The organism is Microcoleus harperi Pol14_C6, from assembly GCF_036701295.1.
Taxonomy (GTDB): domain Bacteria; phylum Cyanobacteriota; class Cyanobacteriia; order Cyanobacteriales; family Microcoleaceae; genus Microcoleus.
Genome location: NZ_JAUBQN010000005.1, coordinates 24,620 through 39,797 on the forward strand (window position 1 = coordinate 24,620; position 15,178 = coordinate 39,797).

The following is a 15,178-nucleotide window of genomic DNA, read 5'->3' on the forward strand; positions in this document are numbered from 1 at the left end:
ATATAAGTTTTTTGTATGAGGGACAGAGGAGGCAATCACGACTATCTGGATTCCAAATCTTAATTAAAAAAAACCGCGGCCGGATGTCGATCGAGCCGCGGTTTTTTTTTAAGCTAAAGTTTCAATTACTCGCGGCCGTTGAGAGCAATCAGCAGGCGCAGAATGAAAATGAACAAGTTGATGTAGGTCAAGTACATAGACAGAGCGGCGGGCAAATACTGGTCGTCGCGGTAGCTGCGGGGTAATATGTAAAAATCGACGATCGCAGCGCCGGCAAATATAAACACGCCGATGCCAGAAATGCCAATTTCCAACCAGGTTGGGGTGTAGACGCCAAAGAGAGAGAGCAGAAACTGACCGCCAACGACGACTAACAAAGCAATCACACCTAAACTGATAGTTTTGGTGAGGGCCATGCCGTCTTGTTCAGAAAGGTTGGAGCCAATTTGGCGGGCGGCGATAAAGGTAATGCCGCATCCGAGGGCTGCAAAAGCGATGCCGGAGATGCCGACGCCTTGGGTTCTGAGCGCTGTAAATACCAATCCGCTGAGGGTGTAGCCGGAAAGCAGGCTGTAGGTTGCCAGCAGGGGCAAAGCGGTGTTTTTGTTGCCTTGTTCGGCGGCACCGCGGGCGATGAAGAAGAGAATTAATTCTACGACGATCGCAGCAATGAAGGTGGGAAAGAAGATCTCGGGATAGTTGCGGATCACTCCCAGGCCCCCGTAGGTGCCGACAGCAGTTAAGACAAGTCCGCCACCCACGAAGGGGAGAGCGTTGGAGATGACGTTCGGGCCTACCAGCGCGTGGTTTTTGGCCTCGCGCACGGCTTCGCGGAAATTGCTAGTGTTACTCACGAGGATTTACCTAATTTTGGCTGAGAATTGCTATCTATCATTTTGACAGCTTTACACTTTGTTTGCAAAACCTGAAAGAGTTTAAAGATTTGATAAAGAACGGGGGTGAAATCACTCCAAACCAGGGATCGATTGTTTATAATAGACTGCGTACAAGTCGGTGCCGTTTCGCTGTCTCGTGGTAAAGCTATAATTGAGTTTAAAGGATCGGCGCTATCTGTGGCCAAGGGCTAGCTTAAAGTCGCGCAAATTACAGATAGCTGAAGTCAATCAATTTGGGAGGGGGGATTTACGATTGGGGATTATGGAGTATATGCTAGAGGCAGGGACCCAACTTGATTTTAGGTTTTTGATTTGCGACTTAGTTGAAACTAGGGACAAGAAACTTCAATAATCTAAAATATAAAATATAAATAAAATTTAAAATCTAAAATCGGTTCCGTTAATTGCTAAGGTAGCTCAGACAGTAGCTAAGACAAAGGGTACCGAGAAAATCAAGGAAAAGATCGAGTTCTATCAACAAACTGCTAAATAGGTAATGTCCAATGCCCACCTTTTTTGAGCGCAAATTATTGCCCCCTACAGCCGGGATTTTATTGGCTGCCGCCGCCGTTATTTCCGGCGGTCAAGCTGCAGTTGCAGCTAATGTCCGAGCCGTTTATACCGCTGCTTCATCGCAGGGTTCAGAAAATTTGCTGCTGGCTCAGACAGGTCAACTCCCCCAAAGTACAACTTCTGCAACCCCGAACCGGGGGACGACAGACCGCGTACCTCTGCCGGTAAGAATTCCTGAGCCTTCGACGGTGGTAGGGTTGGGTTTAGTTGCGGGTTCGCTGGCGGTGAGTCGCCGGAGAGCGAGAGTAAAAAATTAGACTTTTGGCCAAAAGTCTAATTTTTTGGTTTTTAACTGCAGATAAACCCAGATAAATCCGGGTATCAGGATTTTAGCCGATCGCGTCGCGCAGAGCATTTTTAGTCATAGCTGCGATCGACTGTTCGGTAGCTTTGGGCAAGTGATAGTATTTCCCTCCAGAAGTCTTGGCCAATTCCTTCGCAAAGCCAGTCGAAATAAACTTGCTCTCGGTATCAATCACCAGCAACTGCATTCCCAACCCGCGAATTTTGGCAGCAATTTCTAACAATTCCTGCTTAATATCAGGCTTTTCTCCATCTACAATGGGTTCGCCCAAAGAACGAGCCAAAGGAATATTCCCGCGTCCGTCAGTAATGGCGACAATCGCAACTTGACCGATATCTCCCGACTGCCGCGCGTTGACTCCCACCCGCACTGCTTGAGTCAAACCGTGGGCCAGGGGGGAACCGCCTCCGCAGGGCAACCGTTCCAAACGCTTGCGGGCCAAGGCTATCGAGCGAGTCGGCGGTAGCAGCACTTCTGCTTGTTCTCCGCGAAAGGGAATGAGAGCAACTTGGTCGCGGCTTTGATAAGCTTCTGTGAGTAGTTGCATGACTGCGCCTTTGGCCGACTGCATCCGGTTGAGGGCCATCGAACCCGAAGCATCGACGACAAATACGACTAAAGCTCCAGCTTTTCTGGCCAAGCGCTTCGCCCGAATGTCTCCCTGTTCCACAAATACACGGCGCTGAACCCCCTCTTGCCCCCCCTTGCTAAGGGGGGGTTGGGGGGGGTTAGAACTCCTGTCGCGGCGGGCTTTTTGGTAGGGTGCGGCGGCTCTGAGGGTGGCGTCAACGGCGATGCGGCGGACGGGGCCTTTGGGCAATACCGGCTTGACGTAACGGCCTCTATCTTCCGAGAAAATGGTGCTTCTACTGCCCGATTTGCCTTGGCGGCTGGCGGCTTGGGCGAAGAAAAGCACGCTGGGGTCGAGAATTACCCCTTCGGGGTCGAAGAGAAATTCTTCGGGAATGGTATCTTTTTCTGGTTCTTCTTCAGGTTCCGGGTTGTCTTCATCCTCTTGATCTTCTTCGTCTTCTTGCTCGTTTTCTGGTTCGTCTTGTTCTTGTTCTGACTGCTTTTGGGGAGGCGGTGGAGGGGGAGGAGGAGGAGAGTTTTCGTCTGGGGGACTTTGGATGATGGTGGCGCGGGGTACGATGACTAATTCTACGGCGCGGCGCAGGTCTTCGGCGTTAACTTCTGTGCGTCCCTCCATGGCGGCGGCGGCTTTGGCGACGCGGACTGCGAATATTTCGGCCCGGTGTCCTTGAACGCCACCCCGGATGGCTTCTTCTACTAGGTAGGCAATTTGTTCGCGTTTAATGCTGACATCTTTGAGCCATTCTCTGGCTAGGATGATTTGGGTTTTGAGGTTGTCGGTGTCTTCGCTGTATTGATTGAGAAAGTCTTGGGGGGAGCTGGAGTAGGATAAAGCTTGTTCTACTGCATAGACTCTTTCTTCTATTTCGAGTGCTGCGTCGGCTGAAAGTACGATCGCGATGCGATCGAGCAAATGTTCTCTCAGCGGCCCTTCTTCGGGGTTGTAGGTGGCGATAAATAGAGGTTTGCAGGGGTGTTGAAAGCTAATGCCTTCGCGTTCTATTTGGTTTCGCCCTTCGGTTAATACTGTTAGCAATTGGTTGGAAATGTTGTCATCGAGGAGGTTAATTTCGTCTACATATAGTACGCCTCGATTTGCTTGTGCTAAGAGTCCGGGTTGAAATACGGTTTGGCCGAATTTTACTGATTGTTCGACATCGACTGAACCTAAGAGTCTGTCTTCCGTGACACCCAAAGGAATTTGAATGAATGGTGTGGGAATTATTTCAGTAGTTAAGGAATTAGTATCGGCGGTGTGGGCATCTTGTCCGCCATTTTCTGCTAACAAGCCTGATGCTTGTTCTGCAAGAATATCATTAGGTTCGGCGTTGCAAAAAGAATCTTTAACAATTTCAATGGGTGGCAGTAATGAGTGCAAGGCGCGGGCCATTACTGATTTTGCTGTGCCGCGGCGACCTGCGATCGCAACTCCTCCCAATCCGGGATCTACTGCTGCTAACAGCAGGGCTAATTTGATTGCTTCTTGCCCGACTACGGCGGTGAGGGGAAAGGCTGTGGTGGAAGGGCTAAGGTTGGCTGCGGGCATAGGATTTTCGGATGTAAAAATTTGAACTTAATGTTTAGCTTACTTCTTGGAGTATTTTAACTTCTTGCGGCAGAATCACGGTAAAAGTTGAGCCGACTCCTATTTCTGATACTAACTCGATTTTGCCTTGCAGCAGCGTGACGAGCCGCGATACTATTGCTAATCCCAGACCAGTGCTTTCGGTGGGAAAGAGCTGTTTGGCTGCTTCTCCTGCTTGAAAGAAGGGGTCAAAGATGCGCTTTGTATCTTCCGGGGCGATGCCAATGCCGGTATCTGTAATTGCGATCGCCCACTTTCCGTCTCCAGCAGGATGGCAACTTAATTCGATGCTACCAGATTCTGTATAGCGAATGGCATTGCTCACCAGGTTGATCAGAATTTGTTGCAGCCTCTGTGCGTCGGCGATTACTTGTCTTGGGGCGCAGTCGCTGGTAACAGCGAGCTTTAATCCTTTAGCATCAGCAATTGGCTGCATCATTTCTACTACGGTGTTAATTACTGATTGTACATTAGTTCGCTGCAGGTTAAGTTTAATTTTGCCGGCATCGGCGCGAGAAAGTTCTAGTGTGTCATTAATCATGCGAAGCAAGTGTCTGCCGTTACGCAATACTCGCTCGATGTGTTCGATGCCGGGGAGGGTATCTTTGACTTCTGATTGCCATTTTTCTTTTCGCAGGAATAGTTCGGAATAACCAATAATTGAGTTGAGAGGAGTTTTGAGTTCGTGAGCCAAATGGTAGACGTTTTCTTGATGGACGTTGACGAGGCGAGAGAGTTCTTGATTGGTGAGTTGTAACTGAGTTTGGATTTGTTGAAGTTCCTGCAGCCTCTGAGCGACGTAGCTGTTGAAACACTGGGCAATTGCTTCGTCTAGTACGGCATCTATCAGCCGAAAAGCTCTGAATACGTCGGCGGTGGTTCCTGCTAGCAATTCTGATTCTAATTGCGAGAATATTACTTGACGCAATAAGTGGTATTCCTGGGCTACTTCGGCAGCATCGTAGCCTTGTTCGGCTCTGAGAAATCCGTGATCTAAACTGGCTTCAATTATTAGTTTTATTTCGCTGTTTTGATATTGGGAAAGCACTGTGGTCATCGCCTGCAGCAGGTGAGGTATGTGATTTTCGATTGCTGAGTGCGGTAAGGCGTCAGCGGTTTCAATTTTCCGATCCTGACGAACTGCTTCAATCCAGTTTTGGACGATAGTATCGGTTTTGTCGGCGAGCACTTGGCTGTAGTCCATGATGTCTGCGTGGGGGTTGGGTTTGGCAGAGATTGCCCATGCTTCATTGTAGTTGAGCGATCGCCCGATCGCCATACCAAACTTCTGCCGATCGCGACCCTCCCAAAAGAAGTAGTTTTGAGGTGATTTTTTCCGTGTACCGGAGAGCTCTTGATGAGTCGCTCCCAGCTTGTTGCTGCCAAAATCAGCACTTAAATTTATTGACAGAAGAGCCAGAAAGTAGTATATTCACTCGAACCGAGAGTTTTTAATTTTTAAGTTTTATTATTTTCAGGGGACTAAATGGAAAACGTGCAAGCTGTGATTGCTGCAACAACATTTATATGTGTAATTTTCTTAATAATTACAGAATGGATACACCTCACAGTTGCGGCCTTTCTGGGAGCGGTGATTCTGGTTTTTACCCACGTAATGACGTTAAATAACGCGATCGAATATATCGGTCGGAGTCACGCCACGCTGGGCTTATTCTTCGGAGTCATGGTAATGGTAAGAGCCTTTGAGCCTACCAAAGTATTTGAATACTTGGCAACTCAAATGGTGCTTTTAGCGAAAGGCAAAGGCAAAAATCTTTTGTTGGGTATTGTCGGGATTACTACGCCAATTTGTGCAGTTTTGCCCAATGCCACGACAGTCATGCTCCTAGCACCATTAATTCCGCCAATGGCCGAAGAAGTCGGTGTAGATTTTGTGCCGCTGCTAATTTTAATGGTATTTGTGGCTAACAGTTCGGGACTGCTGACAATCGTAGGCGACCCGGCGACATTCATTGTCGGTGATGCTATTAACATGAGCTTTGTAGATTACCTGGTAAAACTAAGTTTGGGCGGGGCAATATCATTAGCAGTTATATTAGTTATTCTGCCTTGGATGTTCCGAGAAATTTGGAACAAAAAATTAGACGATTTGGAACATTTGCCACACCAAAAAATCAATCACCCGCGAGTTTTAGCAGTGGGCGGTGTAATTATAGCTTTCGTGCTGACATTTTTTGTAATAGGAGAGTCTCTGCCCGTGCCTATTTCACCTGCAGCGGTTGCTTTGTTGGGTGCTGCTTTGGCAATGCTTTTAGCTCACCATTCCCAAATTGATTCTGTTAATAATATTTTGCGGGATTTAGATTGGAGTACCCTGCTATTTTTTATGTCTATCTTTGTGCTGATTGGCGGTTTGGAAAAAACCGGCGTTATCGCCAGTATATCTGGAATATTAGCAGTGATTTTAGGTAAAAATATTTTTCTGGGTTCTTTAGTTTTGTTATTTTTTGTAGGTTTGATGTCGAGCGTGGTGCCAAATATTCCGCTGGTAGTGGCGATGGTACCGCTGCTAAAAGAGTATGTTGTCAATGTCGGGCTCGCACCGGCAGAGGTGCTGGCTCCGGATTTTACAGGGCAGTTTCCACCTGCTGTGCTGCCGCTGTTTTATGCGATGATGTACGGAGCAACTTTAGGCGGAAATGGCACTTTGGTAGGAGCTTCTTCTAATATTGTGGCAGCGGGAATTTCTGAACAGCACGGGCGCCGGATTTCTTTTCAAACTTTTCTGCGTTACGGGCTGCCTGTGATGGCGCTGCAATTGGTGGCTGCGGCTGTTTATGTAACTATTCGGTTTTTGATTTAAAGAAGTCATTAGTCATTAGTTGGCAGTTGGCAGTTGGCAGTCAACAGTCAACAGTCAACAGTAATCTAAAACCCTTCCAATTCTAAGGGGAAAATTACAGTGAAAGAGGAGCCAACCCCTACTTCAGAAACTAATTCGATTTTACCTTGCAAGAGCTTGACTAATCGAGCGACAATTGCTAGCCCTAAGCCGGTACTGTCAGGAATGCCAGAGCTTAGCGAGTTGTCGGCTCTAAAATAGGGTTGAAAAATCCGATCGCAGTCTTCGGGAGCAATGCCAATTCCTGTATCTGAGACAGTTACTGTCCAATATTTATCTGGCAAAAGTTCGCTTTTTATTGTAACAGTACCGGCTGTGGTGTAGCGAATGGCGTTGCTGGTTAAGTTTGTGATAATTTGCTGTAAGCGCAAGCAATCTGTCACCACTTGCTCGTCTGAGAGATGGCACTCAACAGCTATCTCTAAACCTTTGGCTTTCGCTAAAGGCTCGATTATTTCAACAACAGTGTCGAGTACATCTGGCAGTCTGATTGCAGCTAGCTGTAACTTTATTTGTCCGGCTTCGTACCGCGAAATTTCCAGAGTATCGTTGATCAATCTCAGCAACAGTCGGCCGCTGTTAAGGACTCTATCAATATGTCCTATATTGGCAACAGAACCTTTAAATTCGGAATAATTTTGTTGCTGGCGCAAAAACAAATCTGAGTAGCCGATAATAGAGGTGAGGGGAGTTTTTAATTCGTGAGCTAAGTGAGATAAGTTCTCTTGATTGGCGCGAACTAAGCGAGTCAGTTCTTGATTTGTAAGTTGCAATTGGTTTTGCAAATCCTTTAGTTCTTGGAATCTTTCCTGGGTAAAGGTTTGAAAACATTTAGCAATTACTTCGTCGAGCGCCGTGTCAATTAACCGATAAGCTCGGCTGACTTCGGTGGCAGAGGCTTTGAACAATTCTGGCTCTAAAGCCTCGAAAATTACCCAGCGCAGCAAGCGGTATTCCCGCGCAATTTCTTCGGCGTCGTAGCCTTGTTTTGCCCTGAGAGTTCCGTGTTCTAAACTTTTTTCTACGAGTGTGCGAATGTCGCTCTCTTGGGATTGGGAAAGCATGGTTACGATCGCTTGCAGTACCATTGGAACGCTGTCGCGCACGCCATTGTAGGTGAGTTCTTTAGCGCTTTCGAGTTGGTCGTCGGAGCGTACAGCTTCGATCCAGTTTTGTATAATTATGTCGATTCGATCTTGCAGCGCGAGGCTAAAGTCTCTCATGGCTTAAGTAGAGAAATAAGTGGGCGATCGCATTTTATCTCTCTAGGTGAGTTTAATTAACTTTTTGAATTTTCTCTCAACTTTTGGGCTTTGTCGATCGCCAATAGCTACTCCTAAAGACATATTGACAAACTTAAATGCTCGTGCTGGCTTATGTTAAATTGGCTTAAAAAGTCAAGCCTAATCCAGCATTGCGCCATCAAACCAAGCGTGTGGCTGGAGCGGAGGAACCAATTTTCGGGGCTAATTTCTACAAAATTAAAAAGCCAAGTTAAAAATTGCTAAGTTTGAGTGAGTGTAATTTTTAATCTTTAATTATGTAGAGAAGGACATCTCTCAGTCCTAGCCCGTCAGCTAACTTCGCAGGTATTGAGAAGAGACTGAAAAGCCAAATTTCTAAAAAATATAGTTTGGCTTCGTCAGTGTCTCAGGTTGGTATTGTTCAAGATTCTTGTACCTGCCCTGACTCTGAAGGAGATTGAAATGTTCATACAGCTTAATTTATCTGCGATCGCACTTGCAGGAGTTGCAACGTGGAAGCGGGTAAAACCCGTTGTCATCCGAGATGCTGTTTTGTTGCTTGCTGCGGGTTTTGACTGCACGGGCGTCGGATTTCTTTTCAAACTTTTCTGCGTTACGGGCGACCTGTGATGGTGCTGCAATTAATAAGTGCGGCTGTTTATATAACTATTCGGTTTCTGATTTGAAGAAGTCATTAGTCATTAGTTGGCAGTTGGCAGTTGGCAGTCATTAGTCAACAGTCAACAGTAATCTAAAATCCCTCCAATTCTAAGGGTAAAATTACAGTGAATGAGGAGCCAACTCCTACTTCAGAAACTAATTCGATTTTACCTTGCAAGAGGTTGACTAATCGAGCGACAATTGCTAGCCCTAAGCCGGTACTGTCAGGAATGCTAGAACTCAGGGAGGTGTTGGCTCGAAAATAGGGCGTAAAAATCCGATCGCAGTCTTCTGAAGCAATGCCAATTCCTGTATCTGTGATGCAGATACTCCAATGTGTGTCTGACAATAATTCGGTTTTTATGATAATAGTGCCAACTTGGGTGTAGCGAATGGCGTTGCTCGCCAAGTTGGTGATAATTTGCTGCAAGCGCAAGTAATCTGTCATTACTTGATCGAGAACCGGATCGCAGTCAACGGCGATATCTAAATTTTTTGCTTTAGCCACAGGTTCCAGTATTTCCACAACAGTGCCGATCGCCGATCGCACATTTGTGGCAGTTAGCTGCAATTTTATACGTCCCGCGTCGTACCGCGAGATTTCGAGAGTATCGTTAATTAATCTAAGTAAGCGTCTGCCGTTGCTGAGGACTTTATCAATATGTGCCAAATTGGGAGCCGAATCTTTAACTCTAGGATTGTTTATGTGGCGCAAAAACAATTCTGAGTAGCCAATAATAGAGGTGAGGGGAGTTTTCAATTCGTGAGCTAAATGAGATAGATTCTCTTGACTGGCGCGAAGTAAGCGAGTCAGCTCTTGATTTGTAAGTTCCAATTGGTTGTGCAACTCCTGTAGTTCTTGCAATCTCGCCTGGGTATAGGTTTGGAAACAGTCAGCAATTGCTTCGTCGAGGGCACTGTCAATTAAGCGATAAGCTCGGTTCACTTCAGCGGCTGAGCCTTTTAGCAATTCTGGCTCTAAAGCATCGAAAATTACCCTCCGCAGCAAGCGGTATTCCCGCGCAATTTCTGCGGCATCGTAACCTTGTGTTGCCCTGACAGTCCCGTGGTCTAAACTTTCTGCTATGACTGTCTCAATGTCACTTTCTTCTGATTGGGAAAGCAGAGTTACTATCGCTTGCAGTACAATCGGAAGGCTGTCGCGCACGGAATCGTAGGTGAGTTGCTTGGCGGTTCCGATTTGCTCGTCGGCGCGAACAGCTTCGATCCAGTTTTCGGTAATTATGTCAATTTGATCTTGTAGCGCGAGGCTAAAATCAATCATGGCCCTTATTAATATATAAATCAAGTCAGCGATCGCATTTTATCTCTCTAGGTTACTTTAATAATTAACTGTTTGAAAAATTTGTCAACTTTTGGGCTTCGCCGATCGCCAATAGCTACTTCTAAAGACCTATTGACAAACTTAAATGCTGGTGCTACCTTATGTTAAATTGGCTTAAAAAGTCAAGCCTAATCCAGCACTGCGCGATCGAACCAAGCGTGTGGCTGGAGCGGAGGAACCAATTTTCGGGGCGAATCTCTACAGAATTAAAAATCAAAGTTAAAAATTGCCAAATTTGAGTGTAATTTTTGATTTTGAAATCTAAGGAGAAGGACATCTCTCAGTCCTAGCCCGTCAGCTAACTTCGCAGGCATTGAGAAGAGACTGAAAAGCCAACTTTCTGAACAAGATAGTTTGGCTTCGTCAGTGTCTCAGGTTGGTATTGTTCAAGATTCTTGTACCTGCCCTGACTCTGAAGGAGACTGAAATGTTCATACAGCTTAATTTATTTGCGATCGCGCTTGCAGGAGTTGCAGCGTGGAAAAGGGTAAAACCCGTTGTCATTCGAGATGCTGTTTTGTTGCCTGCTGCCGGTTTTTTAGGAATTCTTGGCTTGTGGTGGATTGTTGCCAGCTTCAACAGCGATTTGATTCCCACTCCGTATCAGGCGTTAATCGCTAATTTAGATTACATATTCCATCCATTTTATCAGCGCGGACCTGGAGATTTAGGTATTGGCTGGCTGCTACTAGCGAGTTTGCGACGGGTGTTGGTGGGATTTTTCCTGGGTGCAGCAGTTGCGATTCCCGTGGGATTTCTGATCGGGATGTCGAAACCGGCAATGATGGCGCTGAATCCGCTGATTCAAATCTTCAAACCGGTATCGCCGCTAGCTTGGCTGCCGATAGCTTTATCGATTTTTAATTTAGCAGAGCCGTCGGCAATTTTTGTCATATTTATCACATCTTTGTGGCCGACAATTATCAACACAGCTTTGGGAGTTTCTAGCGTTTCCCAGGATTATCTGGATGTGGCGCGAGTTTTGGAAATCCCGCAATGGAGGCGGATTACCAAAATAATTTGGCCGGCGAGTTTGCCCTACATTTTTACAGGTTTGCGGATTAGTTTGGGGATTGCTTGGCTGGTGATTGTGGCGGTGGAAATGCTGACAGGCGGTGTGGGAATTGGCTTTTTTGTTTGGGATGAGTGGAGCCGCTTGAACCTGAGTTCGGTGTTTTTAGCGGTGTTTGTAATTGGCTTAACTGGATTGTTGCTGGACGCTGCAGTTGACAAAGTTCAGGAATTGGTAACGCATCGCTCGGTCATTAATCATTAGTAATTAGTCATTAGCTCAGGGTTATTGATGACAGACATTTAGTTATTAGCGATCGAGAATTAAATATGAGTGACAAGTTTTCCAATGAATGGAACCGCCGAGAGTTTTTGCAAGGAATCGGATCGGCGGCGGCGGGAATGGCTTTATCTGGTTGTGGAATTAGCGCGGATCGATCGGCAAAAGGACTCACTGAAGAAGCCTTAGCGGTAAAGCCGGTAGTCGATTCCCGAACCTTAGAAAAACCCAATTTAACCGTAGGATACGTGCCCGTTAACGATTGCGCGCCATTTGCGATCGCCTGGAAAAAAGGCTTTTTCCGCAAATACGGTTTAAACGTCCAACTCAACCGCGAAGCAAGCTGGGCAACCTCCCGCGACGGCGTAATCTTCGGCCGCCTCGACGCCTCCCCAGTCGTATCCGGCGCCGTCACAAACGCCCGAATTGGCGCCGAAGGAGCGCGCCACGCACCCCTGTGCGCGGCAATGACCATTCACCGCCACGGCAACGCCATGACGATGAACAAAGCTATGTGGGATTCCGGTTTACGCCCGTGGCACGAATACAACGGCAATTTGGAAGAATTTGGCAAACAATTTCGGGCTTTTTTTGACAGTCAGCCGTCGGAAAACAGAGTTTGGGCAGTGGTTCTGAGTTCTGCTATTTACGAATACTTTGTCCGCTACATATCGGCGGCTGCCGGTGTCGATCCGTTCAAAGAATTTCGGGTAATTATTGTGCCGCCGCCGCAGATGGTAACGAACATCAGGATTGGCGCCATGCAGGCTTACATGGTGGCCGAACCTTGGAATACGCGGGCAATTCAAGGCAATTTGGGAGTGGGTTTTACCTTCGTGCAAGGGAAGGAAGTTTGGCTGGGACATCCCGATCGCCTTTTGGGAGTAATGGAATCATTCATTAAGGAAAATCCCAAGACTTATTACTCGCTGGTTAAGGCAATGGTGGAAGCTTGTCAGTATTGCAGCAAGCCGGAAAATCGCAGTGAAATATCGGCGCTGCTGACTGAGCGATCGTTTACGGGGGCGAAACCGAAAAAAGGGGCGATCGACAAATTTACGCGACCGGCAATAGTTGGCGACTACAACTATGGAGGGTTTGACGAAAAAGACCGCACCATACAATCGGAAGATGCAACTATTTTCTATGACATTCCTAAGAATTTACCTCAAATACCCGGAAATCATTCAACATTTATGTGGCAGTCTCAGAGTATTTGGTTGATGACTCAAGCCGCTCGCTGGGGACAGATTAAAGAAGTGCCAAAAAATGCTGAGGAATTAGCTAAAAAAGCTTGGAAAACCGACCTTTACCGCAATATTGTTGCCGAAATGGCGATCGATTGTCCGAAGGAGGATTACCAAGTGGAACCTGCGGAACTTTTCATTGATAAAAAGGCATTCGATCCTAGCGATCCGGTGGGTTATTTGAATAGTTTTGAAATTCGAGCAAACCGCCCTCAGTCTTTTTTTCTGTCTTAATGTCTAAATTCGTGAACGCAGAACCTCTGCGAGGGCGTACACCTTACAGCTTACGCAACCGTTGGGAAATCAAATTAACACTTTACTACTTTTTAGGAGAAAACCGTGAGTCAATACTTTTCTACTTTTATTGAAGCCAGCAGCCAAGTTAAAACCAAATCTGAATTTCTCGAAATTGACAAGTTGTTCAAGTCGTATAAAAGTGCGGATGGTAGCGATTATAGCGTTTTGGAAAATATCAATTTAAGTATTGGAGAAAACGAATTTATTTCGGTAATCGGTCACTCTGGCTGTGGCAAATCAACGCTGCTAAAAATAGTGGCTGGTTTGGAAAAACAGACCGGGGGAATGGTGACACTGGAAGGAAAAGAAATTCGCAAACCTGGAGCCGATCGCATGATGGTATTTCAGCACTACGGACTGCTGCCTTGGCTGACGGTGCGAGAAAATATTCGGCTGGCAGTTGATGAAGTTTTGCAAAATCTTAGCCGTCCCGAGAAGATTAGTCTTGTCAACGAACACCTAGCAATGGTAAACTTAACGGCAGCAGCCGATAAATATCCAGACGAAATTTCAGGAGGCATGAAACAGCGGGTTGGAATTGCGCGAGCTTTGGCGATTCGACCAAAAATGTTATTAATGGACGAACCGTTTGGAGCGCTGGATGCTCTCACTCGCGGCAAGTTGCAGAAACAAGTGCTGGATATTTGGGAAAATCACAGACAAGCTGCAATGATGATTACTCACGATGTTGATGAAGCTATCTATATGTCCGATCGCATTGTGCTGATGACAAACGGTCCGGCGGCGACAATAGGGGAGATTTTGTCAGTGCCGTTTTCGCACCCGCGCAATCGCCAGGAGTTGCGGGAATCGAAGGAGTATTACGAACTCCGCAACTATGCTTTGAATTTTCTCGATCGCTACTTTACTCAAGACGAATAACACCCGACGGATCGACATAATAATTCACTTAAGAGAGGTTAAGCCTGTGAATCTCAAAACAATGTTAGCGCGTTTTGAAAGTGCATTGGGATACCAAAATTTAGCAGAAGAAATGGTATTGCTGCCAGAGCAAACATTACCAGTTTCTAAAAAATCAAAATCCCCAAAACAGGCAAAAACTATCAATTTTATTGTCGGTTACAACAGTTCTCCCCAAAGTCAAATAGCTCTAGATATTACTCTTTGGATGGCGCATCAAACTCGTTTAGTAACAACTAAAGAAGTCACGGTTCAAGTCGTCTACGTGATCGACGAATCGCCAAAAAGTTACGGTGAAGATACTTGCAAATTTGCTGTAGCAAATGCCTTGGTCGCACAGCAGAAAGTGTCTAATTTAGAGGAAGCATTCGCCCTTAATTGTGCAGCGCCTGCGCTGGCTTTACAAACCGAAATCCCATCGGTCTCCCAGCAAAAAAGTTGGATCGATCCGCATTATTTTCGAGAAATTTTTGGTCAAAAAAATGAGTACGAAGTAGCAGATAAGTTGCTGTGGCAAGCGCGCTGTTTGGCTGAGGAGTGGCGCGGTTTATTCAAAGCTCATTTACGCATCGGGCGGGTTGCTACAGAGCTGAGAAATGTGGTTGAATTAGAATCAGCCAACTTACTTTTCTTGGGCTGCGATTCGGGAAACTACTCGCTGGTTAGGGAACTAGGCAATAATTTTCCGTGCTGCGTACTCGGGATTCCTTCGGCACTCAGCTATCAGATGGATGTTCAGCCTGAAGAAAGTTTGAGCAAGTTACAGTTGGCTACAACTATACCTGCACATTAAACTTGTTCAGCACTTACGCAAAACTATATGTAAGGTTCGCAGTGCGAACGCTACCGCTATAAATTCGCACGCTAAACCTTTTTTTGCGTAAGTTATATGTCGATAAAAAATTAACAATAGTTTTCTCGATCGAAGTCCCAACTACCAGACAGTTGGGACTTTTTTGATTATTGAGATGTTTAAAATTACTATTAAGGAAAAATGTCGTCACTTACCTGAGCATAGACAATTCGTTCACTAATTTTATCCTTCCCCGGCACACAGAGCGCAGCAGCCGATCGATCGAGCGTTTGTCTTCCTCAGTCAAATTTTCGTCAAAAATAGCAGCCATCAAACCATACCTATCGGCTAGAGTAATGTAGCCATTTTGATTCACTTCGGCAAACAGCTCGGCCAAAGCAGATGGAATCAGGTGGACAGGAGTTTGCATAGCGATTGAGTCTAAATTCGACGATCGCGCGATCCGATGTTTTTGCATTAACACAAGGCGATCGCACTATAAAAGTTTAAGCTGTACTGCCTTTAAACGTGTGACAATAAACAGCAAAATTTGTGAAGTAAATCA

13 protein-coding genes and 2 riboswitches are annotated in these 15,178 nt (G+C 46.1%); of the genes, 7 read left to right on the forward strand and 6 right to left on the reverse strand.

Annotation, left to right across the window (positions count from 1 at the left end; translation table 11 throughout):
• Positions 1–125: 125 nt before the first annotated feature.
• Positions 126–854, reverse strand: a complete 729-nt coding sequence (locus tag QUA27_RS05720) for a Bax inhibitor-1/YccA family protein (RefSeq protein ID WP_333066905.1) — start codon at positions 852–854, stop codon at positions 126–128.
• Positions 855–1,399: 545 nt separating this feature from the next.
• On the opposite strand from QUA27_RS05720, the gene QUA27_RS05725 reads away from it, so the two are divergent.
• Positions 1,400–1,726 (forward strand): PEP-CTERM sorting domain-containing protein, encoded by a 327-nt coding sequence (locus QUA27_RS05725; protein WP_333066906.1) that lies wholly within the window; start codon positions 1,400–1,402, stop codon positions 1,724–1,726.
• 72 nt (positions 1,727–1,798) lie between these two features.
• Here the strand turns inward: QUA27_RS05725 and bchD are convergent, their stop codons facing one another.
• Positions 1,799–3,913, reverse strand: coding sequence for a magnesium chelatase ATPase subunit D (gene bchD / locus QUA27_RS05730; protein WP_333066907.1), 2,115 nt, complete (start codon positions 3,911–3,913; stop codon positions 1,799–1,801).
• Positions 3,914–3,947: 34 nt separating this feature from the next.
• Entirely contained in the window at positions 3,948–5,231 is a 1,284-nt protein-coding gene (locus QUA27_RS05735) for a sensor histidine kinase (RefSeq protein WP_333066909.1), read from the reverse strand.
• Positions 5,232–5,438: 207 nt separating this feature from the next.
• Between QUA27_RS05735 and QUA27_RS05740 the strand changes: the two genes are divergently transcribed.
• Entirely contained in the window at positions 5,439–6,776 is a 1,338-nt protein-coding gene (locus QUA27_RS05740) for an ArsB/NhaD family transporter (protein ID WP_333066911.1), read from the forward strand.
• Positions 6,777–6,841: 65 nt separating this feature from the next.
• Here QUA27_RS05740 and QUA27_RS05745 read toward each other — a convergent pair whose 3' ends face one another.
• Positions 6,842–8,038, reverse strand: coding sequence for a sensor histidine kinase (locus tag QUA27_RS05745; RefSeq protein WP_333066912.1), 1,197 nt, complete (start codon positions 8,036–8,038; stop codon positions 6,842–6,844).
• A gap of 167 nt (positions 8,039–8,205) precedes the next feature.
• Positions 8,206–8,422, forward strand: a riboswitch (cyclic di-AMP (ydaO/yuaA leader).
• A gap of 99 nt (positions 8,423–8,521) precedes the next feature.
• Here QUA27_RS05745 and QUA27_RS05750 point away from each other — a divergent pair.
• Positions 8,522–8,689, forward strand: coding sequence for a hypothetical protein (locus QUA27_RS05750; RefSeq protein ID WP_333066913.1), 168 nt, complete (start codon positions 8,522–8,524; stop codon positions 8,687–8,689).
• Between the two features lie 121 nt (positions 8,690–8,810).
• Here QUA27_RS05750 and QUA27_RS05755 read toward each other — a convergent pair whose 3' ends face one another.
• Positions 8,811–10,004 (reverse strand): sensor histidine kinase, encoded by a 1,194-nt coding sequence (locus QUA27_RS05755; protein ID WP_333066915.1) that lies wholly within the window; start codon positions 10,002–10,004, stop codon positions 8,811–8,813.
• Between the two features lie 175 nt (positions 10,005–10,179).
• A riboswitch (cyclic di-AMP (ydaO/yuaA leader) is annotated at positions 10,180–10,392 on the forward strand.
• 99 nt (positions 10,393–10,491) lie between these two features.
• Between QUA27_RS05755 and ntrB the strand changes: the two genes are divergently transcribed.
• From ntrB to QUA27_RS05775, 4 genes are all read left to right on the forward strand, one after another.
• Complete coding sequence (gene ntrB, locus QUA27_RS05760) at positions 10,492–11,340, forward strand: nitrate ABC transporter permease (RefSeq protein ID WP_333066916.1); 849 nt, start codon at positions 10,492–10,494, stop codon at positions 11,338–11,340.
• A gap of 65 nt (positions 11,341–11,405) precedes the next feature.
• Positions 11,406–12,836, forward strand: coding sequence for an ABC transporter substrate-binding protein (locus QUA27_RS05765; RefSeq protein WP_333066917.1), 1,431 nt, complete (start codon positions 11,406–11,408; stop codon positions 12,834–12,836).
• 105 nt (positions 12,837–12,941) lie between these two features.
• On the forward strand, positions 12,942–13,781 hold the full coding sequence (locus QUA27_RS05770) for an ABC transporter ATP-binding protein (protein WP_333066918.1): 840 nt from the start codon (positions 12,942–12,944) through the stop codon (positions 13,779–13,781).
• Positions 13,782–13,827: 46 nt separating this feature from the next.
• On the forward strand, positions 13,828–14,613 hold the full coding sequence (locus tag QUA27_RS05775) for a universal stress protein (RefSeq protein WP_333066919.1): 786 nt from the start codon (positions 13,828–13,830) through the stop codon (positions 14,611–14,613).
• 211 nt (positions 14,614–14,824) lie between these two features.
• Here the strand turns inward: QUA27_RS05775 and QUA27_RS05780 are convergent, their stop codons facing one another.
• Entirely contained in the window at positions 14,825–15,043 is a 219-nt protein-coding gene (locus QUA27_RS05780) for a hypothetical protein (RefSeq protein WP_333066921.1), read from the reverse strand.
• Positions 15,044–15,178 lie beyond the last annotated feature (135 nt).